A 20,683-nucleotide genomic window follows, 5' to 3' on the forward strand; every position below is an offset into this window, starting at 1 on the left:
AACCACGGCCACCTAGAAGCGCTTGCGCATCTCCAGGTGGTCGATGCCGCCCTCGAGGAACACGGTGCCCACCTCGGTGTAGCCGTGCTTCTTGTAGAACTCGAGCGCGTAGAGCTGCGCGTGCAGCATGATGCCCTTGACCCCGCGGCGGACCGCTTCCGCCTCCAGGGTCGTCAAAAGCAGCGAGCCCACGCGGGCCTTGCGATGCGCCTGCAGCACCGCCATGCGCCCCACCTGCCCCCAGGGGCCCTGCTCGCCCTCGGGCGCTTGAGGCAACATCACCAGCCGCCCCGTGCCGATGGCGTGGCCTCCCTGGTGGGCGATGATGTGGTACGCGTTCGCGTCCTCGGCGTCGCGCTCGATGCCCTCGGGGACGTGCTGCTCCTCGATGAACACCACCTCGCGGATGGCGAGCGCCTGCATGAGCTCCGCCTCGTCCCGGATCTGGGCGACGGTGACGGGCGCGGAAATGTCCGTGGAACTGGCCATGTCGAGGGCAAGGTACACAAAAGGCAGCGAGGTCAACAGGCGGAAAAGCACCCGGACATGTCAAGGTCCCAACCGTCCATGAGCCCCCGCCCCGTCGCCAGCCGCCTGCCGCTGGCGGGCTTCTACTTCCTCTACTTCGCCGCGGTGGGCATCGTCCTCCCGTTCCTGCCCGCCTGGTTCAAGTCGCTGTCGCTGTCCGCGACGCAGGTGGGGCTGCTCCTGTGCCTCAGCCCCTTGGCCTCCCTGCTCGTTCCGCCGATGTGGGGCCACCTCGCCGACCGCACCGGCCGTGCGTCCCGGGTCCTCACCGTGCTGGCGCTCGGCGCGGCGCTCGCCTTCGCGCTCGTGGGCCGCGCGCGGACCTTCGACACGCTCGTGCCGGCCATGGCGCTGTACGCGTGCTTCGTCTGCGCCTTCACGCCCCTCATGGACAGCCTCACCCTGCACCATGTCGCGCGCACCGGGGACAGCTTCGCGCACGTGCGGCTCTTCGGCTCCGTGGGGTTCATCACCTCGACGGTGCTCTTCGGCTGGCTCGTCACGGGCGTGAACGAGTGGGTGGTCCTGGTCCCGCTCGCGCTGCTGTCCGCGCTCGTGCCCTGGAGCTTCACCCTGCGGGACACCGCCGCGCCCAGCCGGGGCCTGAGCCCGCTGGCGGGCCTGGCGCTCCTGAGACACCCGGACCTGCGCTGGCTGCTCGCCGCCACCAGCCTGCATTGGATGGCGTGCGCGCCCTTCCACGGGACCTTCTCCATCCACGTCATGTCGCTGGGCCTGTCGCCCGCGGTGGTCGGCACGGTGGCGGGCATCGGCGTCATCGCGGAGGTGGCGGTGATGGCGTTCTACTCGCGCGTGGCCAAGGACACCGCGCCGCGCGTCGTGCTGGCCGTGGCCTTCGTCGCGAGCGCGGTGCGCTGGGGCGGCATGGCCCTGGTGTCGTCCCCCGAGGGCATGGTGCTGATAGCGCCCTTGCACGGGATGACCTTCGGCGCGTTCTACGTGGCCAGCGTGGCGTTCCTGTCGCGACGCGTGCCCCCGGAGCTGCGCGCGTCCGGGCAGGCGCTGTTCGCGGCGTTCACCTTCGGACTCGGCGGACTGGTGGGCTACCTGTCGTCGGGAGTGGGCTACGACTGGCTCGGCGGCCATCGGCTCTTCGCGGTGGCAGGCGTGGTGGAGCTGGTCGCCGCGGGCCTGGTCCTGCGGGCGTCCGCCGTGCCCGCCCCACTCTCCACGACGAGCCCGGGATGATAGGCTGCCGGGTGATGCGTACCGCCCGACTGCTCGTCCTCGCCCTGGGGCTGCTGGCCAGCCCCGCACTCGCCCAGCCCGAGTTCTTCTTCGGCACCGGAGAGGCTCCCGTCTTCCGCGAGGAGGCCATCGACAAACGCTTCCTGCGCACGCGCCTGTTCCAGGCCCTGGACCAGGGCACCGCCGACGCCAACTGCGCGCAGGTGGTGGGCGCGTACCTGACGCTGCTCGGCGAGGTGGGCACGCAGTTCCACAAGCGCGACGAGAACTTCATGCTGGATCCGGCGCTCGTGCAGGCGCTGAACACCCAGCTGGTGACGGACCGCTTCCCGGGCAACAGCTACTTCGTCACCATGGTGCGACGGGTGCTCATCGACAAGCAGCTGCGCCCCGACTGGTTGAAGACGGCCGAGTCGCTCGTCCCCTACTACCCGGCCATCGACATGGCACGGCTGCGCTTCCTCGCCGACGGCACGAAGCCGGTGGACAGCTTCCTGCTCACGCTGCCGGTGCTGCGAGAGCGGTACAAGGAGGAGGTCCAGCGGGTGAACTCGGTGGCCGTCTCCACCGCCGAGGCCCTGTTCCGCGACAACTACCTGGACCACGAGCTGGCGTTCAGCGGCCTGGAGCTGGTGGACGTGAAGCTGGAGAAGCCCAAGAAGAAGAAGCTCAAGAAGGGCGAGGAGCCGGAGCCGGAGCGCATGGTGGCCCGCCTCATCTGGACGGAGCCCGAGCCCGCGCCGACGGCGACCTACGAGTTCCAGTTCGGCAAGCCGCGCAAGCGCGAGCGCGTGGAGGTCGTCGCCATCCTCCAGGACAAGCAGTACGTGGACCTCAACAAGCTGCTCAAGGGCAACACCGTCCTCGTGAGGGGTCGCTTCTGGGAGTACAAGAAGGGCCTGTCGTCCATCGAGCTGCGCGACGCGCTCCTCTTCCAGGAGCGGGACTGGGCGCGCATCGGCGGGCTCGTGGAGCCCATGGCGCTGGCCTCCTGTCCCCTGGCCGTCAACGACCTGACCGGCATCGCACCGGTGCAGCCCGGAGCGTTCGGCTCGAAGCCGCGCTGAAGGCCCATCCCACGCCAGAGCCTGGACCTCCATCGGCTGGGACGGTGACGCCACCGTCCCATGGGGAGAGCCTCCTGGCATGACCGCTGCTTCGTGTCGCCCCCGCACGCCAGCGAGGGATGACATGAAGGTCGACACCGACGCCTCCACCGACAGCGGTACCTCCACCCGACGGCCCGCCGACGGCGAGCGCTTCCAGCGAGCCCTCCAGGAGTCCGCCCCACGGCGTCCTCCGGCCACCCCACCCCGGCCCGCTCCCGGCGAACCCAAGGCTGCGGCAGGGGTGAAGGCGCGTCCGCCGAGCCTCCCGCTCGGAGCCCGGAGCCTCGCCACCGTCCGAACCACCACCACCGTGCTCTCGACCTCCCGCGGGGTGCTGGCCAGTCCCGAGCGGCTGGGCATGGTCCGACAGGCGATGCACGTCGAGTCCCACCGGCTGGGTGCGGTGCGGAGTGAAGCGCAGGTCCTGAATCAGGAGCGGACCGAGCAGCGCCTCACGGAGCTCGTCGTCCGGGAGGTCTCCCGTCAGGCGGCGCAGCTCCCCACGACGCCCGGGTCGAGCACGCCCAGGACCGAGTCCGTCCCCGTGGACAACCCACGGCCGGTCCCTACCCAGGAGGGCACGCCTTTGGAGGCGCGGCAGTTGGCCCCGGCGTCGACGGGAGCAAGCCCACCCGAGCCACCGAGCCGCGTGGAGTCGACCCTGGAGGTCATCGAGCGCATCGAGGTCCTGGTGAAGTCACAGCGCCCCGCGCTGAGCCTCAGCGTCCGAGGCAGCCTGCACGCCACGGTGGAGGTGGAGCGGACGGGTCCCCGTGAAGTCTCGCTGCGCATCCAGGGCCACCAGGGGCCCGTCCCCGACACGGAGCTCACCCGACTGCGCGAGGCCCTGGAGGCACGCGGGCTCCGGCTGCGTTCGCTGAGCGCGGGCTGAATGAGGCGCCCCGCAATGGCGAAGGCCCTCGCGCCGGAAACAAGCGGGAGGGCCTTCTCGAGACTCACGGGCGCGACAGGCGCCAGCGGACTACTTGCCGGGCGCGTCACTCAGGAGGGAGCGCTTGTCCTCCTTGTCCTTGTACTCCTCGGCCTCGGGGAGGGACGTCTTCTTCTCCGCGATGTTGGGCCACTTGGACGAGAAGTCCGCGTTCAGCGCCTTGTAGTCCTTCCACTTCGCGGGGAGCTCGGTCTCCGGGAAGATGGCCTTGGTGGGGCACACGGGCTCGCACGCGCCACAGTCGATGCACTCGTCCGGGTGGATGACCAGGAAGTTCGCACCCTCGTAGAAACAGTTGACCGGGCAGACCTCGACACAGTCTGTGTACTTGCACTTGATGCAAGGGTCCGCGACGACGTAGGCCATGAAAGCTCTCCTCTAGAAATCTTCAGCGCGTCCGTGGGCGCGCAGACTAATGGTTCGTTACAGGGATGGCACCCTGAATTTGTGCCATCGGTCCGACGCGCGGCGGTGTCAGCCGAGCAACCCCTGGGCCCGCAGCTGCTCGGCCACCAGGATGGACCCACGCGCCGCTCCCATCTTCGTATTGTGGGAGACGAGCACGTACTTGAAGCCGTTCTCCAGGACACCATCCTCGCGCACGCGTCCGACGGTGGTGGCCATGCCTCCATGGGTCTCCCGGTCCAACCGGGGCTGAGGACGGAACGGGTCGTCCAGCACCTCGATCCAGCGGGGGGGCGAGGACGGCAGGTCACGGGCCACCTCGGCGCCGCGCCACTCGCGCATCGCCTGGGTGACTTCAGCCACCGTGGCCTTGGTGCCCAGCGAGACGAAGACGGACTCGGTGTGGCCCTCCATCACGGCCACGCGGGTGCAGGTGCAGGAGACCCGGAGGTCGTGGGGCGTGAGGGCGGAGCCGTCCGCGCCCAACGCGCCGAGGATCTTCTTCGTCTCCACCTCGACCTTGTGCTCCTCCTTGGGGATGTAGGGGATGACGTTGTCGAGGATGTCCATGCCGATGACGCCCGGCGAGCGGCCGGCGCCGGACATGGCCTGCAGGCTGGTCATCAGCACGGCCTTCACACCGAAGCGCTCGACGAGCGGCGCGAGCGTCACGGCCAGGCCCGTCGTCGTGCAGTTGGGGCTGGGGACGATGAAGCCCTTCCAGCCGCGGCGCCGCTGCTGCTCGCGCACGAGCGGCGCGTGCGCGGCGTTGACGGGCGGGATGAGCAGCGGGACGTCGTCCTCGTAGCGGAAGGCGCTCGCGGCGGAGAAGACGGGGATGTCCCGGGCCAGCCGGGGCTCGAGCTCCCGGGCGACGTCCGCCTCCACGGCGGAGAAGACCAGGTCGTAGTCCTGGGCCTGGAGCGCGTCGCCGCTGATGACCTGCATGCGGGCGATTTCAGGCGAGAGCGGCTCGGAGACGAACCACGCCGTCATGCCGTTGGCCGTGCGCAGGGCGTCCCCGTAGGATTTTCCCGCCGAGCGAGGCGACGCGGCCAGGCCGGTCAGCTCGATGAACGGGTGGTTCCTGAGGGCGGCGATGAACTGCTGCCCCGCGAGTCCGGTGGCGCCGATGAGGGCGGCACGAAGCTTGGCCATGGGAACGGTTCTCCAAGGGAGGAAGTCCGCCGCTCCATACACCCTTTGACGACGCACCGCATCCAGGAGAAACCTAACGGTGCAGGCCCGCCACCTGGGCACGGACGTGCCGCTCGGTGGGATAGCCCCCGCGAATCCAGGCGGGGAGGCCTCCGTCGAGGCAGACGGCCTTGCGCCCGTGCATGCGCAGCAGGCGACAGACGCGGCGCACATCCGAGCCGTCCGGCGCGCCGCCACAGAGGACGATGAGCTCGTCGTCGGGCAGCATCCGGTGGTCCCGGGCCACCTCCGTGGGCAACATCCTCAGGGCACCGGGGATGTGCAAGTCGTGGTGCTCCCAGTCGAAGGGGGCCCGGCAGTCGATGACGAGCAGCTCGTCATCTCCCAGGCGCAGGTACAGCTCGGTACACAGGATGGTGGGCTCCACCAACACCTCCGCGGGGGCTCTCCGGTCTCAACCCGGGGCCCCCGGGGCCTCTTCCGTCCCGCCTGGTCGCCTGCCCCTCCCCCACGTCCCGAACGGCCTACAGGCCGAGCTGCTTGGCGATGATTTCGTTCATCACCTCGCTGGCGCCGCCGCCGATGGGCCCCAGGCGGGCGTCGCGCCAGTGACGCTGGATGTCGTACTCCATCATGTAGCCGGCGCCGCCGTGGAGCTGCAGGCACTCGTCCGCGACGCGGCACGCCGTCTCGGTGGCCACCTTCTTGGCCATGGAGGTCTGGGCGACGGCCCACTCCCCCGCCGCGTGCAGCCGGAGCGCGTGGTAGGTGAGCTGGCGCGCGCACTCGCGGGCGGTGAACAGGTCCGCCAGCTTGTGCCGCACCACCTGCATCTGGCTGAGCGACTGGCCGAAGGCGCGGCGCGACTTCACGTGCTCGACGACGCGCTCCAGCATGTCCTCCATGGCGCCCACCGCGCCCAGCGCGAGCGACAGGCGCTCCCACTGGAAGTTGCCCATGATCTGCGAGAAGCCCTGGTCCTCCACCCCCAGCAGGTTCTCCGCGGGGATCCGGCAGTCCTCGAAGAACAGCTCGGCGGTGTCCGAGGCGCGCCAGCCCAGCTTCTTGAGCTTGCGGCTCACCGTGAAGCCCGGCGTGTCCTTCTCCACCACCAGCATGGACAGGCCCTTGTGGCCCCTGGAGGGGTCCGTCTTCACGGCCAGGACGATGAAGTCCGCGCGCACGCCGTTGGTGATGTACGTCTTGGAGCCGTTGACGACGTAGTGCGCCCCGTCACGGCGCGCGGTGGTGCGCAGCCCCGCGACGTCCGAGCCGGCGTCCGGCTCCGTGATTCCGAGCGCGCCGATCTTCTCGCCGCGAATCGCGGGGGCGAGCCACCGGCGCTTCTGCTCGTCCGTGCCAAACAGGTGCAGCGGTCCGGTGGAGATGGTGAACTGGGCGCCCAGGCCCGCGGACACTCCACCCGAGCCGCAGCGGCCCAGTTCCTCCAGGAGCACCGCCTCGTAGAGCACGCCGGCGTCCGTGCCGCCGTATGCCTCGGGGTACTTCAGGCCCAGGAAGCCCAGCTCGCCAAAGCGCGCGAAGAGCTCCCGGGGGAACTCCTCCGCCTCCTCCCAGCGCGCCACGTGAGGGAGGATCTCCTTCTCCACCACCGCCCTCACCGTACGGCGAAAGGCCTCGTGCTCCTCCTGGTACACCCCATGCCCATGCAGCATCACGCGACTCCTCGGTCGTCTCGAGCACGCGACGTCCACCCGAGGCGGACATCACCGTTTCAGCGCGAATCGTACCGTCACGTCAGGACCCGGGGGCCGGTTCCGTTGATTCCTTGACCGGGTGGTGGCTGGCTGCGTATAAACCCGGCCCCAAGCCGTTGGCGCCATAGCCAAGTGGTAAGGCAAAGGTCTGCAAAACCTTCATTCCCCGGTTCGAATCCGGGTGGCGCCTCATAGAAAAGGCCCGATGCGGAGAGTCGCTCCGCATCGGGCCTTTTCATTTCCGGGCGTCAGGTGAGCCCTCCCCCGCCGAGCAGGCCGTCGGACGGGTCAGCAGCCCATCTCGACGGCGCCGATGTCGGGGGCGCCGCCGCAGAACGGCAGGCCCACGTCGACGCCCCGGTCCACGGCCTGGGGACCGGGACCGAAGGCCTCGCCCAGGTCGGCGGAGCCGCTGGAGGACGACGCGTCCCCGGTGGTGGCGAGGAACTGCTCGGTCCCCACCATGGCGCCCTGGCTCTTGAACTGGCCGCTGGCCGCGAAGAGGTTGTTGCCCAGCTTCAGGCCCGGCGCCTGACCGCCCAGGTCCACGGCGACGGAGCCATCCAGGATGTTGTTCTGCACCACCGCGGACTGGGTGGGGCCGCCGGTGCCGTGGCCGATGATGAGGCCGGTCGTCGTGCCGGTGACGGTGTTGTTCACCACCACGGTGCCCTGGGAGTTCTCCAGGCGGATGCCGGTGCCCTCGCCGCCGTTGGCGTTGGAGATGCCGTGCACGCGGTTGCGGCGCACGACGATGCCGGAGGGCACGGGGCCCTCGTGGTTGCCGCCCACGGAGATGCCCTTGGCGCCGTCGTAGATTTCATTGTCCTCCACCAGCACGTTGCTCGCGGAGTAGTGGATGACGACGACGTCCCCCTTCGCGGTGCTCGAGGGGCGGAACTGGTGCATGCGGTTGTTGCGGATGACCACGCCGTAGCAGGTCTTGATGTCCACCGCGTTCTCACGGTTGGCGTAGAAGTGGTTGTTCTCCACGACGAGGCCATCCGCGGGCGGCAGCGAGCTGAAGCCCTCCGGCCCCAGGCACTGCACGGAGTCGCCCGAGTTCGAGTGGATGTCGTTGTTGCGCACGGTGATGTCCTTGGACGTGGGCTGCACGACGACGCCGTGCGAGTCCTGGTTGCCCGTCGTCTTCAGGAAGTCGTGGATGTGGTTGTTCTCGATGATGGCGCCCGTGGCCTTGTTGAAGGTCGTCACGGCCGCGCCGCCGCCGCCGTGGTGCAGGTGGGAGTTCACCAGCATGGAGCCGGTGACGTCGCCCTCGAAGGTGACACCGAAGATGGGCTGGCGCTGCACGTCCAGCTCGAACCCGTCGATGACCCAGTGCGGCTGGCGCACCTGCACCATGCCGCCGCTGCCGGGGCCCGGGACGATGCGCGGGCTGCCCTCGCCCTGCAGCGTGATCTTCGCGCCCTCGGTGCCCGCCTTCGCGTTGGCACCGATGATGACGCGCTCGGCGTAGGTGCCGGCCTGCACGCGGATGACCTCACCGGGGCCCGCGAGGCTCACGGCCCTGGTGATGGTCTTCAGCGGCTGCGCGGCGCTGCCGTCCCCGTTGTCGTCGCCCGAGGGGCTCACCACCCACTCGCGGGTGAAGGACTGCGCAGACGCGGAGGCGGGCGCGAGCCCGTTCGCCTGGATGCCCGGCTGCGGCGAGGGCGTGGCGATGACGGCGTGGTCCGCATGGTCCGGCAACGCCTCCACGGGAGTCCCCGCCACGGGCTGCACGCCGATGGCCGGCAGGCTGCCCGTCGTGGGCTGCGACGCGGGCGCGCGCGTCGTGGAGACGCCGGGGATGTTCGGCGTGGGAACGAAGGCATCCAGGCCCGCTGCGTGAGCGGTCGTACCGAGCATGAGCAGGCTGGTGGCCACGGCGGCCACGGGAGTCTTCAGCTTCAGGAAGTTGCCTTTGGAAATTCGCATGAGCAGGACCAACGCGAGACGCGCCGCGTTCTATTCGCCACAGGACAAGTGGACCCGGACGGGCTCACGGGCGTCCGGTCCGTGACACGCCCCGGACTGACGGGTACGGTGTCGCCCCCCGTGCGCACCGCCGTCCCGCTCCTGCTCTCCGCCCTGCTGCTCGCCACCTGCGCGAGCCCCAAGCCGCCGTCCCGAACCATCACCCCGGTGGACGGGCGAGCGGACGAGCGCCAGGAGGTGCCCGTCGACGCGGGCACGCAGCCGCCCGTGGACGCAGGGGTCGCGGACGCGGGCGAGGAGCCCCCTGCTCCCGCGCCGCTCCCGGACGCGCTGTCGCAGGGCATCCCCGGTCCGGGAGAGCTCAAGCGCCTGGACTTCCGAGGCGGAGAGCCCCGGCTGCCCATCCGCCTCATGGAGGGCCGGCGCGAGGCGACGTTCTCGCCCCGAGGGCGGATGCGGATGCGCTTCGGCGGGCCGGAGGACAAGGTGCTGGACGCGGCGGCGGGCACGCGGTGGACGGTGCGCGTGACGCAGGCGGAGGCCGCGGTGCTGTCCGCGCGGGTGCAGCTGAGCGAGCACCGCTTCGCGGACAAGGAGGGTCTGGCCGCGGCGCAGGAGGAGTGGAAGGCGCGAGGCCTCGCGGTGCGCACGCACGTGCTGGGCGCGGTGTACGGCATCGCGGGCAAGGTCATCGACAACCGGCGCACGCTGCTGCTCGTCGACGAGACGCTCACGCCCGAGGAGGCGGCGGCGCGACAGGCGGAGCTGTTGCGCACGTTCGGCGTGCGCACGACGCTGTTCGAGGAGGCGAAGACGCCGGGGCGCGGCATCCTCGAGGTGCGCGACGAGTCCGGCGCGGTGGTGGGGCTGGCGCAGGACCGGCTGGACACGGAGACGCCGGACGGCGCGGGCTTCGACGTGCGCCAGGTGGAGTTCGGCGTGGGCTACGACTTCCACGGCTTCGAGGACCGCACGTTCCGGGGCTCGCTCCAGTTCGCCGTGGACCGCGCGGGCCTGCTCGCGGTGGTCAACGTGGTGCCCCTGGAGGACCTGCTCAAGGGCCTGGTGCCGGCGGAGATCTTCGCGCGCGCCCACTCGGAGGCGCTCAAGGCCCAGGCCGTCACCGCGCGCGGCGAGGTGCTCGCGAAGGTGGGCATCAAGCACCTGGCGGACCCGTACCTGCTCTGCTCGGAGCAGCACTGCGCGGTGTACCGGGGACGCACGGGCGAGGCTGTGAGCACCACCGCCGCGGTGGAGGCCACCCGGGGCGAGGCGCTCTTCAGCGCGGAGGGCCGGCTGGTGGACTCCGTCTACAGCGCGGTGTGCGGCGGCCACACGGAGGACAACGACATCGTCTGGGGCGGCCCTCCGGACCCGAGTCTCCGGGGACGTCCGGACATCCTCGTGCCGGTGGCCTCGGGCCCCTCCCCTTCCCGCCTGGCCGCGTGGCTGGCCACGTCGGAGGTCAGGGCCGCCTGCCGGCTCTCCAGCTTCGCGCAGCCGAGCAAGTTCCGCTGGGAGAAGCGCTTCACGGCGGCCCAGGTGGACGCGCTGGTGGCCCGGCTGGGCGTGGGCCGCGTGCAGGCGATGGAGCTGACCGAGCGGGGCGTGTCCGGCCGGGCGCGGGTGCTGACGCTGTCCGGGGACAAGGGGGCCACGCAGGTGCGTGGAGAGCTGAACATCCGCAGGCTCTTCGGGATGCTCAACAGCAGCATGGCCCTGGTGGACGCCGAGCGGGACGCCGAGGGCCGGCCCACCCACTGGCTTTTCCGTGGCGGCGGCTGGGGCCACGGAGTAGGGATGTGTCAGACTGGCGCCATCGGCCGAGCCGAGGCCGGACATCGCTACCAGGACATCCTCCGCCACTACTTCAATGGTGCTGAAGTCGCCCCCATCTACTGAGCTCGAAAAAGGGGCGCGCGCGGGGAACCGTGCACGTTTCGCGAATGTCCCTCCCAGTCCACCTGTTCTGCCGCGAACGGGACGGGACTAGGCAGCGGGCCCGGAGGTTTATCATCGCGCCGTGAGCACGGGTTCTTCTCCCACAGACTGGCGCCGCAAGCGGCGGCGAGGCTCTCCGTGGCGCTTGGTCGCCGCGGTGGTGCTCGCGCTGCTGGTGCACGGCGGCTACCTGGCCGTCGTCCTGTTCACCGGGACACTCCCGGTGACGCCCCGTGAGCGCAAGGTCGTCACCCGCCCTCCCACCTCCGTGGCCGTCCGGCCGATGACGGAATCCCAGTGGGCGAAGAACCGGGGCCAGGCGAACACCAAGACGCAGCCCAACCTGTCCAGCCGGCCGCGCGTCGAGGAGAAGAAGCCCGAGGAGAAGAAGCCGGAGACGCGCCCCCAGGGACAGGTGGTGGACCTGGCGCCGGGCAACGAGCAGGAGGCCCCGGACGCCAAGTACCTGGCCGAGCACAACAACCGCGTCGACAAGGAGACGCGGGCCCGCGAGCAGACGCCCTTCTACCGCAACGCCATGCCCCAGCGCACCGCCCCCCAGAAGCAGGACGGCGCGGACGTGGAGCCCACGGCGCCGCGCATCGCCGGCAACAACGGCATGGGCAACGATGATCGGCCCCTGGCCGAGGGCGGACAGAAGTTCGCGTTCGAGATCCCCGACATCCACAAGAAGAACGAGGTGAAGGTGAAGTCGGACCCCACCTCGCCGGGTGGCGTCGCGGTGAACAACCAGACCGAGAGCGACGAGCTGACGGGCAACTCGAAGCGGCTGCGCATCCAGCCCGGCACGGGCGGAGAGGAAGAAGGCTCCGCGGGGCGCGTGGGCTCGCCGGGAATCGCCGCGCTGATGCCCTCGCGCGCGGCCATGGACAAGGTGCTGGGCGCCGCGCCCAATGACCACCTGAAGGACGTGGAGGAGGGCGACGGCACCCTGCTCAACTCGCGCGAGTGGAAGTACGCCAGCTTCTTCAACCGCGTGAAGCAGAGCGTGGGCATGCACTGGAACCCGAACGAGTCGCTGCGCCGCAGGGACCCGACGGGCCGCACGTACTCCGGTCGTGACAGGCACACGCTGTTGGAGATCACCCTCGACGAGAAGGGCCGCATCACCGACATCCAGGTGGAGAAGAGCAGCGGCCTGGACTTCCTGGACATGGAGGCGGTGTCCTCGTTCCAGCGCGCGCAGCCCTTCCCCAACCCGCCGCCAGGCCTGTTGGGTGACGACTCCCGGGTGCGCTTCTCCTTCGGGTTCTTCCTGGAGATGGGCGGCGGGCCCCGCATGCGGTTGTTCCGCCAACCCAACTGACGTCGCGCGGAACACGCGGCAGGTCCTCGCGCCCGAGCGCGGTTCTGGTTACGGTGCCGCGCCGTGGACACGACCCTCGCCGACCGGAGCGCCGCGCTCCAGCAACGCAGCCAGCGCATCCGCGGGGTGCTGCTCGCCATCCTCGCGGCCAACTGGGTGGTGGCGGGCGCGAAGCTCGTCTTCGGCCTGCTGAGCCAGTCCGCCGCGGTGACGGCCGACGGCCTGCACTCCTTCATCGACGGCGGCTCCAACGTGCTGGGGCTGGTCGCCATGGGCGTGGCCTCTCGGCCCGCGGACGCGGACCATCCCTACGGACACGGCAAGTTCGAGGCGCTCGCGTCGCTGGGCATCGGCGCGATGATTGGCATCGGCATGTTGGAGCTGGGGCGCATGGCGCTCGACTCGCTCCTGCATGACGTGCACGCGCAGGTGACGCCCGCCATGGCGGTGGTGATGGGGCTGACGCTCGTGGTCAACATCACGGTGACACGCGTGGAGAGCCACTACGGGCGCAAGTACCAGAGCAGCCTGTTGATGGCGGACGCGAGCCACACGATGTCCGACGTCTACGTCTCGCTGGCGGTGCTCGCGTCGCTGGGGCTGGTGGCGCTGGGCTACCCGAAGGCGGACGGCATCATCGCGCTGGGCGTCATGGTCTTCGTCGCGTGGGTGGCCTACGGCATCGTCCGGCAGGCGGTGGGCATCCTCTCCGACACGGCGCGGTTGGACCCCGCGCAGGTGGCGCAGCACACCATGGGCGTGGCGGGCGTGCGCAGCTGCCGCGACGTGCGCAGCCGGGGCATGGAGGAGAGCGTCTACGTCGACCTGAAGATCGAGGTCGACCCGAACCTCACCACCGCCCAGGCCCACGAGGTGGCGGACCGCGTGGAGCGCACGCTGCACACCGCGTATCCCCAGGTGGTGGACGTGGTGGTGCACGTGGAGCCCGAGCACGACGGCGCCTCGGCACACGCGCGGGCCCCGGCCACCGAGTCCCACTGAATCCAGTCCCCACAACGACAAGGGCCGCCTCCCGCTGAAGGAGACGGCCCTTCGGTGTCACGCTCGAGCCCCGCGGGCCCGCGTCAGGCGACGGCGGGCTTGGGCTCCGGCGTCATGTAGTCCTCGATGGGCGGGCACGAGCACACGAGCTTGCGGTCCCCGAGCACGTTGTTGAGGCGGCCCACGGACGGCCAGAACTTGTTCTCGCGCACCCACGCCGCCGGGAACACGGCGAGCTCGCGCGAGTACGGACGGTTCCACTCCGGCCCGGTGATGACGCGAGCGGTGTGGGGCGCGTTCTTCAGGACGTTGTTGTCCTTGGGCATGCGCCCCTCCTCCACGTCGCGAATCTCCTGGCGGATGGCGATCATCGCGTCGCAGAAGCGGTCCAGCTCCGCGCGGGACTCGCTCTCCGTCGGTTCGATCATCAGCGTGCCGGCCACGGGGAAAGACACCGTCGGCGCGTGGAAGCCGTAGTCCATCAACCGCTTGGCCACGTCCTCCACCTCGACGCCGGAGGTCTTCTTCAGCGGGCGCAGGTCGACGATGCACTCGTGCGCCACCCTGCCCCGCTTGCCGCGGTACAGCACCGGGAAGTGCGGCTGGAGCCGCTCGGCGATGTAGTTGGCGTTGAGGATGGCCAGCTTCGTGGCGCGGGTGAGGCCCTCGCCGCCCATCATCGAGATGTAGACCCAGGAGATGAGCAGGATGCTCGCGCTGCCCCACGGGGCCGCGGAGATGGCGCCGATGCCGTCCGAGCCGCCCGTCTGGATGACCGGGTGCCCCGGCAGGTGTTTGACCAGGTGGCTGGCCACGCAGATGGGCCCCATGCCCGGGCCGCCGCCGCCGTGCGGGATGCAGAACGTCTTGTGCAGGTTGATGTGGCAGACGTCCGCACCGACGAGGCCCGGCGCGGTGAGCCCCACCTGCGCGTTGAGGTTGGCGCCGTCCATGTAAACCTGGCCGCCGCGCTCGTGGATGATGGAGCAGATCTCCTTGATCTCCTCCTCGAACACGCCGTGCGTGGACGGGTACGTCACCATCAGCGCCGCCAGCTTGTCCTTGTGCTCCTCGGCGCGGGCGCGCAGGTCCGCCACGTCGATGTTGCCGTTCTCATCGCACTTCGTGACGACGACCTTGTAGCCGGCCATGACGGCGGAGGCTGGGTTGGTGCCGTGCGCGGAGGACGGGATGAGGCACACGTCGCGGTGCCCCTGGCCCCGGCCCTGGTGGTACGCGCGGATGACCAAGAGGCCCGCGTACTCGCCCTGGCTGCCGGCGTTGGGCTGCAGCGAGCAGCCCGCGAAGCCGGTGATGGCGGAGAGCATCTGCTCCAGCTGCTCGAAGATGACCTTGTAGCCGGCCGCCTGCGAGGTGGGCGCGAACGGGTGCAGCCGGCCGAACTGCGGCCACGTCACCGGAATCATCTCCGCGGTGGCGTTGAGCTTCATGGTGCAGCTGCCCAGCGGAATCATCGAGTGCGTCAAGGACAGGTCCTTGGCCTCGAGCCGCCGGATGTAGCGCAGCATCTCCGTCTCGGAGTGGTAGCTGTTGAAGACGCCGTGCGTGAGGAACTCGCTCCGGCGGCGCAGCTCCGGGGAGATGGAGCTCTCCACGTTGGCGCCCACGTCGTCCAGCGACGGCACCTGGGAGGCCTTGCCCGCGCCGGTGGCGAAGGCGGTGAGGATGGCCTCCACGTCGGACGCGCGCGTCGTCTCGTCCAGGGCCACGCCCAGGGTCTTCTCGTCGATGCGGCGGAAGTTCATCCGCGCGGACTCCGCCGCCGCCAGCACCGCGCGCACCTGCGGCGCCGTCAGCTCCACGCACAGCGTGTCGAAGTACTGCTCGTGCCGCGTCTTCAGGCCCAGCTTCGCCAGGCCCCGCGCCAGCACCACCGTCAGCCCGTGCACGCGCTCGGCGATGGCCTTGAGCCCCTTGGGCCCGTGGTAGACGGCGTACATGCTGGCGATGACGGCCAGCAGCACCTGCGCGGTGCAGATGTTGCTCGTCGCCTTCTCGCGGCGGATGTGCTGCTCGCGCGTCTGCAGCGCCATGCGCAGCGCGCGCCGGCCCTGCGCGTCCTCGGACACGCCGATGAGCCGGCCCGGCATCACGCGGGTGTACGCGTTCTTCGTCGCGAAGTAGCCCGCGTGCGGACCGCCGTACCCCATGGGCACGCCGAAGCGCTGCGCGCTGCCCACCGCCACGTCCGCGCCGAACTCGCCCGGGGGCGTCAACAACGTGAGGCTCAGCAGGTCCGCGGCGACGATGAGCAGGCCGCCCGCGGCGTGAACCTTCTCGCCGAACGCGCGGTAGTCCACCACCGCGCCGTCCGTGGCCGGGTACTGCACCAGCGCGCCCACGTACTTCTTCGCCGTCAGGTCCACCGTGCGGTGGTCGCCGACGACGATTTCGACGCCCAGCGGCTCGGCGCGGGTGCGCACCACGTCCACCGTCTGCGGGTGGCACGCCTCGGAGATGAAGAAGGCGACGCCCGCGTCCTCCCCCTTGACGTGCAGGGCCAGCGACATGGCCTCGGCGGCGGCGGTGCCCTCGTCGAGCAGCGATGCGTTGGCGACCTCCAGCCCCGTCAGGTCCATCACCACCGTCTGGAAGTTGAGCAGCGCCTCCAGCCGACCCTGGGCGATCTCCGCCTGGTAGGGCGTGTACTGCGTGTACCAGCCCGGGTTCTGGAAGATGTTGCGCAGGATGACGTTGGGCGTGTGCGTGTCGTGGTAGCCCATGCCGATGTAGGACCGGAACACCTGGTTCTTCGCGGCGATGGTCTCCAGCTGCGCGAGCAGCTCGTGCTCTCCGCGCGCCTGCCCCAGCCGCAGCGGCTCCTTGGAGCGGATGGCCGGGGGCACGGTCTGGTCGATGAAGGCATCGAGCGAGTCCACGCCCAGCGCGGACAGCATCTGCTTCAGCTCCTGCTCATCCGGACCGATGTGCCGGCCGGCGAACGACTCCTGGTACTTCCAGTTCAGGGACATGGCGGTGGTGACTCGCTGGCGACTCGAAGACATCCGAGTCGGAAAATTCGAGGACCGTCACTAACAACGGCCGCTCGGCGTTTCCCTCTCAGGCGTTCTTGAGCAGCTCGGCGTAGGCGGCGGCGTCCAGCAGCTCGCCCAGCTGGCTGCTGTCCGAGAGCTCGAGCTCGATGATCCACCCGTCACCGTAGGGGTCCTCGTTGAGCGTCTCGGGGCTCGCGGTGAGCTCCTCGTTCACCTTGGTGATGGTGCCGGACAAGGGGCTGAACAGCTCGGAGACGGCCTTCACGGACTCGACGGTGCCGAAGGGCTTGCCCTTCTCCAGCTTGGCGCCCGACTTGGGCAGCTCCACGTAGACGACGTCACCCAGGGTGCTCTGGGCGTGGTGGGTGATGCCCACCACCACCTTGTTGCCCTCGATACGGGCCCACTCGTGCTCTGCGGTGTACTTCAGGTCGCCGGGAATGTTCGCGTCGGACATGGGGTGCTCCTGCCAGGGGGCGGGAAGGGTTCAGGACTTCTTGAGGAAGGGCGTCTTGACGACGACGGCGGGCACGGCGCGGCCGCGGATCTCCACGTCGAACGTGGAGCCTTCGGCGGACAGCTCCGTGGGGACGTAGCCGATGCCGATGGGCTTCTTCACCGTGGGGCCCATGGTGCCGCTGGTGGTCTCGCCCACCAGGGCGCCGTCCTTCTTGATGGGGTAGCCGTGGCGGGGGATGCCGGCGCCGGTCAGCTCGAAGCCCACCAGCTTGCGCTTCACGCCCGCGGCCTTCTGGGCCACCAGCGCGTCCTTGCCGATGAAGCCGCCCGCCTTGTCCAGCTTGACGATCCACCCCAGGCCCGCCTCCAGCGCGGTGTGGGCATCGTCGATGTCGTTGCCGTAGAGGGCGTACTTCATCTCCGTGCGCAGGCTGTCGCGCGCGCCCAGGCCGCAGGGCTTGACGCCGTCCTGCTGGCCTTCCGTGAGCAGCGCGCTCCACAGGGCCGCCGCGTCACCCGGAGCGCAGTACAGCTCGAAGCCGTCCTCGCCCGTGTAGCCGGTGCGGGAGATGATGGCGGGCTTGCCAGCGACCTCGCCCTCGGCGAAGCGGTAGGTGCCCACCTTGGACACGTCCGTCTTCGTCAGCCGCTGCACCAGGCCCACCGCCTTGGGGCCCTGCACGGCGATCTGCGCGTACTCGTCACCCCGGTCCACGGGGGTGACGCCGCGCGCGTGCTCCTTCATCCACGCGAAGTCCTTCTCGCGGTTGCTGGCGTTGACGCAGATGAGGATGCGCTCGGGGCTGAAGCGGTAGGCGACGACGTCGTCGACGAAGCCTCCCTGCTCGTTGAGCAGGCCCGCATAGACCGCCTGGCCGTCCGCGATGCGGGCGAGGTCATTGGAGATGAGGCCGTTGACCGTCTCCAGCGCGCCTGGGCCTTTGAACTCCACCTCGCCCATGTGCGACACGTCGAAGAGGCCGACGGCGTTGCGCACCGCCTCATGCTCGGCGATGACAGAGGAATACTGCACGGGCATGTCCCAGCCCGCGAAGTCGACCATCCGAGCGCCCAGCGCGCGGTGGGCCTCGTTGAGCGGCGTACGCCGGGTCATCGGCTTCTCCTGAAGGGGGGATGAAAACGGCGCGGACTATAGCCGCGCACCTTCGCCGATCAAGGCCGACGCGGAACGTCTACACTGGGTCCGACATGAAGATTCGTAATCGGTTGAATCCGTCCAACCCTTGCTTCTCCTTCGAGTTCTTCCCCCCGAAGACGGACGAGGGGGTGGCCAACCTGCTCCGGACACTGGAGGACCTGGCGCCCCTGGAGCCGGGGTTCGTGTCCGTCACGTACGGCGCTGGCGGCAGCACCCGCGACAGGACGCTGGAGCTGGTCAGCCGCATCAAGCAGCAGACGGGCATCGAGGCGATGGCCCACCTGACGTGCGTGGGGCACACCCGGGAGGAGCTGCGGGACGTGCTCCAGCGCCTGGCCGACGCGAAGCTGGACAACGTGCTGGTGCTGCGCGGGGACCCGCCCCAGGGCCAGACGACCTTCCAGCCCACCGAGGGCGGCTTCTCCTATGCGTCGGAGCTGGTGCGATTCATCCGAGAAGAGGATTTCAACTTCTGCCTGGGGGGCGCGTGCTATCCGGAGGGCCACGTGGAGACGGCCTCCCGTGACGACGACCTGCGTCATCTGAAGGCGAAGGTCGACGCGGGGCTGGACTTCGTCGTGACGCAGCTGTTCTTCGACAACGCGTTCTACTTCGACTTCGTGGAGCGGGCCCGCCGCGCGGGCATCAACATCCCCATCGTCCCCGGCATCATGCCCATCACCAACTACGAGCAGGTGCAGCGCTTCACGCGCATGTGCGGAGCCACGGTGCCCATGCGCCTGGGGCTCCAGCTGGAGCGGGTGAAGGACCAGCCGGAGGCGCTGGTGCAGCTGGGCGTGGCGCACGCGACGGTGCAGTGCATGGAGCTGCTGTCGCGCGGCGTGCCCGGCATCCACTTCTATACGCTCAACAAGTCCCCGGCGACGCGGATGATCGTGAGCGCCCTTCGAGCCCATCTATGAGCGGTCCTGGTCTCCATCTTCCCCCCGATGATCCCCGCTACAAGGTCGTGGAGATCATCCGGGCCCCGGCCTTCTTCCTGCTGTGCACCGGGGTGCTGAACGTCTTCTTCAACCTGGCGGGCTTCGTGCTGGCCGCGATGCACGTGACGTCGCCGCTGGTGCCAGCGGGCGCACCCGCGACGACGCTGGAGCTGAGCTGGTCACTGGCGCTGATGCTGGTGGTGGGCATCCTGTGCGGCGTGCTCTCCGCGTGGGGCGCGATGAGCGCGATGAACCTCAAGGGCTACGGGCTGGCCACGGTGGGCGGAATCACGGCGCTCTACATCCTGTCGCCCGCGTGTGTCGTCGGCGTGCCGGTGGCCATCTGGATGCTCTTCACGCTGCGACGCGAGGGCGTGCGCGAGGCGTTCCGGAGCTGACGGACGGCGCGCGCAAGGGGCACGGAGGAGCCGACAGTCATCCGGCACCCGTGGTCCGGGTGATGGGGACCGGGTGGGGCAGCACTCATTCGGAGCCCCGATGACCGGCCCATCCAGCGTGTCGGCCCGGGGTGCTGGACCGGATGCACCGTCCAGCCCAGTCCTCACGGAGCCGTCATGTCGCCGCGTCACCTGCTGTCCATCCTTCCCGCGCTGCTCGCCGCCGTCCTGCTGCACGCCGCCCCCGCCTCCGCCCAGGTCCAGCTCACGGACATCACCTGCAAGGGGACCGTGAAGCAGACGTGGACGCCGGGGTTGAAGGTGCTGCCCTCGGACGTGCGCTACACGAACGACACGGACTTCACCGAGTGCACGTCGGCGTCCACCAGCATCACCTCCGGGAGGATCCGCGTCGACGAGACGTTCAACAACAGCTGCCTGGCCAATATCGAGCGGGTCGAGGCGGTCATCGAGTGGAGCGACGGGAGCAGGTCCACCGTCTCGCTGCTGGGCATCGGCGTGAACGTCGTGGGCAACCTGCAGATCTTCACCTCGCTCGGCCGGGTGACGTCGGGTCAGTTCGAGGGCGGCCTGGTGTCCCTCACCAACGCGTTCGCCGCCCGGGACTTCCTGGCATGTCTGACGCCCATGGGCCTGCGGGCGCTGCAGGGCAGGGCGGCCCTCATCATCAACACGCCGTCACTGCCGCTGCCGCTGCCCCAGCCGTGACGCGGCGGACCGCGCACCTTCCGCGCGGCCGATTCCCGACAGGCGCATGGGACCGAAAGGCGGACTGGTGACGCTCCCGGAGGGGCACCACTCATCCGGCGTCCCCGCACCGCCACTGGCGAGCGAGGCACGGACGGCTCACCCCGAGCCGTCCGTTTCCACGGAGCCGACCCATGCCCTCGAAACTCCTCCCCGTCCTCCTGGCCCCGCTCGTCCTCTTCACCCCACCCGCCCGGGCGCAGGTGGGCATGACGGACCTGACGTGCACCGGCGCCGCCTATCAGGCGTGGGACCCGGGCCTGCGGCTGTCGAACCGGGACGTCATCTACTCGAACGAGACGACCTACGAGCGCTGCTCCTCGAGTGATCCGCTCGTCACCTCGGGCAGGCTGGTGGCGCTGGCCCGGCACACCACCAGCTGCGCGTCCAACCTGGGCCCCCTCCAGGCCACCGTGACGTGGGACGACGGCTCCATGTCCACCCTCTCCGTCCAGGGCGCGGGCATCCACAACATCGACGGGACGCGCGCCTACGTGTCCATCGGCATGGTGACGGAGGGCCGCTTCCAGGGCGACGCGGTGGTGATGACCCACGCGCTCTCCACCATGGACCTGGCGCCATGCCTGTACTCGGGCCTCCACTCGTTGTCGGGCCCGACGACGCTGCGCCTCACCCGGCTGTTCTGAG

The 20,683-nt window shown here is 69.8% G+C and carries 19 protein-coding genes and 1 tRNA gene; 11 read left to right on the top strand and 9 right to left on the bottom strand.

Translation table 11 applies throughout. From position 1 onward, the window contains the following. Positions 1-12: 12 nt before the first annotated feature. Entirely contained in the window at positions 13-489 is a 477-nt protein-coding gene (locus tag VZQ01_RS00735; protein ID WP_141332227.1) for a GNAT family N-acetyltransferase, read from the bottom strand. A 78-nt stretch (positions 490-567) separates the two neighbouring features. Here VZQ01_RS00735 and VZQ01_RS00740 point away from each other — a divergent pair, with 78 nt between their 5' ends. From VZQ01_RS00740 to VZQ01_RS00750, 3 genes are all read left to right on the top strand, one after another. After that, positions 568-1,737: an MFS transporter gene (locus tag VZQ01_RS00740; RefSeq protein ID WP_223751725.1), complete on the top strand. Its 1,170-nt coding sequence runs from the start codon at positions 568-570 to the stop codon at positions 1,735-1,737. Between the two features lie 14 nt (positions 1,738-1,751). After that, on the top strand, positions 1,752-2,804 hold the full coding sequence (locus VZQ01_RS00745; RefSeq protein WP_141332229.1) for a hypothetical protein: 1,053 nt from the start codon (positions 1,752-1,754) through the stop codon (positions 2,802-2,804). A 124-nt stretch (positions 2,805-2,928) separates the two neighbouring features. Further along, positions 2,929-3,738: a hypothetical protein gene (locus VZQ01_RS00750; RefSeq protein WP_426746655.1), complete on the top strand. Its 810-nt coding sequence runs from the start codon at positions 2,929-2,931 to the stop codon at positions 3,736-3,738. Between the two features lie 90 nt (positions 3,739-3,828). On the opposite strand, the gene fdxA is transcribed toward VZQ01_RS00750, so the two are convergent. The 4 genes from fdxA to VZQ01_RS00770 all read right to left on the bottom strand — a co-directional run bounded on the left by fdxA (position 3,829) and on the right by VZQ01_RS00770 (position 7,037). Then, positions 3,829-4,164: a ferredoxin FdxA gene (gene fdxA, locus VZQ01_RS00755; protein WP_223751727.1), complete on the bottom strand. Its 336-nt coding sequence runs from the start codon at positions 4,162-4,164 to the stop codon at positions 3,829-3,831. A gap of 108 nt (positions 4,165-4,272) precedes the next feature. Then, complete coding sequence (gene asd, locus VZQ01_RS00760; protein WP_426746657.1) at positions 4,273-5,361, bottom strand: aspartate-semialdehyde dehydrogenase; 1,089 nt, start codon at positions 5,359-5,361, stop codon at positions 4,273-4,275. A 73-nt stretch (positions 5,362-5,434) separates the two neighbouring features. After that, positions 5,435-5,788 (bottom strand): rhodanese-like domain-containing protein, encoded by a 354-nt coding sequence (locus VZQ01_RS00765; RefSeq protein ID WP_223751729.1) that lies wholly within the window; start codon positions 5,786-5,788, stop codon positions 5,435-5,437. 97 nt (positions 5,789-5,885) lie between these two features. Next, positions 5,886-7,037 carry an acyl-CoA dehydrogenase family protein gene (locus tag VZQ01_RS00770; RefSeq protein ID WP_223751730.1) on the bottom strand — a complete coding sequence of 384 codons (1,152 nt, stop codon included), beginning with the start codon at positions 7,035-7,037 and terminating at the stop codon, positions 5,886-5,888. Between the two features lie 160 nt (positions 7,038-7,197). Here VZQ01_RS00770 and VZQ01_RS00775 point away from each other — a divergent pair. Next, positions 7,198-7,269, top strand: a tRNA-Cys gene (locus tag VZQ01_RS00775). Positions 7,270-7,367: 98 nt separating this feature from the next. Here the strand turns inward: VZQ01_RS00775 and VZQ01_RS00780 are convergent. Next, complete coding sequence (locus tag VZQ01_RS00780) at positions 7,368-9,020, bottom strand: right-handed parallel beta-helix repeat-containing protein (RefSeq protein WP_267696515.1); 1,653 nt, start codon at positions 9,018-9,020, stop codon at positions 7,368-7,370. Positions 9,021-9,140: 120 nt separating this feature from the next. Between VZQ01_RS00780 and VZQ01_RS00785 the strand changes: the two genes are divergently transcribed. From VZQ01_RS00785 to VZQ01_RS00795, 3 genes are all read left to right on the top strand, one after another. After that, positions 9,141-10,922: a SpoIID/LytB domain-containing protein gene (locus VZQ01_RS00785; RefSeq protein ID WP_426746658.1), complete on the top strand. Its 1,782-nt coding sequence runs from the start codon at positions 9,141-9,143 to the stop codon at positions 10,920-10,922. A 121-nt stretch (positions 10,923-11,043) separates the two neighbouring features. Then, positions 11,044-12,288 (top strand): TonB family protein, encoded by a 1,245-nt coding sequence (locus VZQ01_RS00790; RefSeq protein WP_426746659.1) that lies wholly within the window; start codon positions 11,044-11,046, stop codon positions 12,286-12,288. Between the two features lie 63 nt (positions 12,289-12,351). Continuing rightward, positions 12,352-13,290, top strand: coding sequence for a cation diffusion facilitator family transporter (locus VZQ01_RS00795; protein WP_223751734.1), 939 nt, complete (start codon positions 12,352-12,354; stop codon positions 13,288-13,290). An 83-nt stretch (positions 13,291-13,373) separates the two neighbouring features. Here the strand turns inward: VZQ01_RS00795 and gcvP are convergent, their stop codons facing one another. The 3 genes from gcvP to gcvT form a co-directional block, all read right to left on the bottom strand. Beyond that, positions 13,374-16,283 (bottom strand): aminomethyl-transferring glycine dehydrogenase, encoded by a 2,910-nt coding sequence (gcvP, locus tag VZQ01_RS00800; RefSeq protein WP_223751735.1) that lies wholly within the window; start codon positions 16,281-16,283, stop codon positions 13,374-13,376. 88 nt (positions 16,284-16,371) lie between these two features. Further along, positions 16,372-16,764, bottom strand: coding sequence for a glycine cleavage system protein GcvH (gcvH, locus tag VZQ01_RS00805; RefSeq protein ID WP_223751736.1), 393 nt, complete (start codon positions 16,762-16,764; stop codon positions 16,372-16,374). 30 nt (positions 16,765-16,794) lie between these two features. Then, positions 16,795-17,880, bottom strand: coding sequence for a glycine cleavage system aminomethyltransferase GcvT (gcvT, locus tag VZQ01_RS00810; RefSeq protein ID WP_426746661.1), 1,086 nt, complete (start codon positions 17,878-17,880; stop codon positions 16,795-16,797). Positions 17,881-17,975: 95 nt separating this feature from the next. On the opposite strand from gcvT, the gene metF reads away from it, so the two are divergent. The 4 genes from metF to VZQ01_RS00830 all read left to right on the top strand — a co-directional run bounded on the left by metF (position 17,976) and on the right by VZQ01_RS00830 (position 20,682). Continuing rightward, positions 17,976-18,848, top strand: a complete 873-nt coding sequence (gene metF / locus VZQ01_RS00815) for a methylenetetrahydrofolate reductase [NAD(P)H] (protein WP_223751738.1) — start codon at positions 17,976-17,978, stop codon at positions 18,846-18,848. Further along, positions 18,845-19,267, top strand: a complete 423-nt coding sequence (locus VZQ01_RS00820) for a hypothetical protein (protein ID WP_223751739.1) — start codon at positions 18,845-18,847, stop codon at positions 19,265-19,267. The genes metF and VZQ01_RS00820 overlap by 4 nt, the downstream gene beginning before the upstream one ends. Positions 19,268-19,444: 177 nt before the next feature. Continuing rightward, a complete protein-coding gene (locus VZQ01_RS00825) occupies positions 19,445-19,996 on the top strand; it encodes a hypothetical protein (RefSeq protein WP_426746662.1) in 552 nt (183 codons plus the stop codon). Between the two features lie 173 nt (positions 19,997-20,169). Then, entirely contained in the window at positions 20,170-20,682 is a 513-nt protein-coding gene (locus VZQ01_RS00830) for a hypothetical protein (protein ID WP_223751741.1), read from the top strand. Position 20,683: the final 1 nt, after the last annotated feature.

Source organism: Myxococcus faecalis, from assembly GCF_050039385.1.
Taxonomy (GTDB): domain Bacteria; phylum Myxococcota; class Myxococcia; order Myxococcales; family Myxococcaceae; genus Myxococcus; species Myxococcus fulvus.

Bases quoted from the DNA above. Each gene is read 5' to 3' on its own strand.
- VZQ01_RS00735 (WP_141332227.1), bottom strand. From the start codon at position 489: ATGGCCAGTTCCACGGACATTTCCGCGCCCGTCACCGTCGCCCAGATC.
- VZQ01_RS00740 (WP_223751725.1), top strand. From the start codon at position 568: ATGAGCCCCCGCCCCGTCGCCAGCCGCCTGCCGCTGGCGGGCTTCTAC.
- VZQ01_RS00745 (WP_141332229.1), top strand. From the start codon at position 1,752: ATGCGTACCGCCCGACTGCTCGTCCTCGCCCTGGGGCTGCTGGCCAGC.
- VZQ01_RS00750 (WP_426746655.1), top strand. From the start codon at position 2,929: ATGAAGGTCGACACCGACGCCTCCACCGACAGCGGTACCTCCACCCGA.
- fdxA (WP_223751727.1), bottom strand. From the start codon at position 4,164: ATGGCCTACGTCGTCGCGGACCCTTGCATCAAGTGCAAGTACACAGAC.
- asd (WP_426746657.1), bottom strand. From the start codon at position 5,361: ATGGCCAAGCTTCGTGCCGCCCTCATCGGCGCCACCGGACTCGCGGGG.
- VZQ01_RS00770 (WP_223751730.1), bottom strand. From the start codon at position 7,037: ATGCTGCATGGGCATGGGGTGTACCAGGAGGAGCACGAGGCCTTTCGC.
- VZQ01_RS00780 (WP_267696515.1), bottom strand. From the start codon at position 9,020: ATGCGAATTTCCAAAGGCAACTTCCTGAAGCTGAAGACTCCCGTGGCC.
- gcvP (WP_223751735.1), bottom strand. From the start codon at position 16,283: ATGTCCCTGAACTGGAAGTACCAGGAGTCGTTCGCCGGCCGGCACATC.
- gcvH (WP_223751736.1), bottom strand. From the start codon at position 16,764: ATGTCCGACGCGAACATTCCCGGCGACCTGAAGTACACCGCAGAGCAC.
- gcvT (WP_426746661.1), bottom strand. From the start codon at position 17,880: ATGACCCGGCGTACGCCGCTCAACGAGGCCCACCGCGCGCTGGGCGCT.
- metF (WP_223751738.1), top strand. From the start codon at position 17,976: ATGAAGATTCGTAATCGGTTGAATCCGTCCAACCCTTGCTTCTCCTTC.
- VZQ01_RS00820 (WP_223751739.1), top strand. From the start codon at position 18,845: ATGAGCGGTCCTGGTCTCCATCTTCCCCCCGATGATCCCCGCTACAAG.
- VZQ01_RS00825 (WP_426746662.1), top strand. From the start codon at position 19,445: ATGTCGCCGCGTCACCTGCTGTCCATCCTTCCCGCGCTGCTCGCCGCC.
- VZQ01_RS00830 (WP_223751741.1), top strand. From the start codon at position 20,170: ATGCCCTCGAAACTCCTCCCCGTCCTCCTGGCCCCGCTCGTCCTCTTC.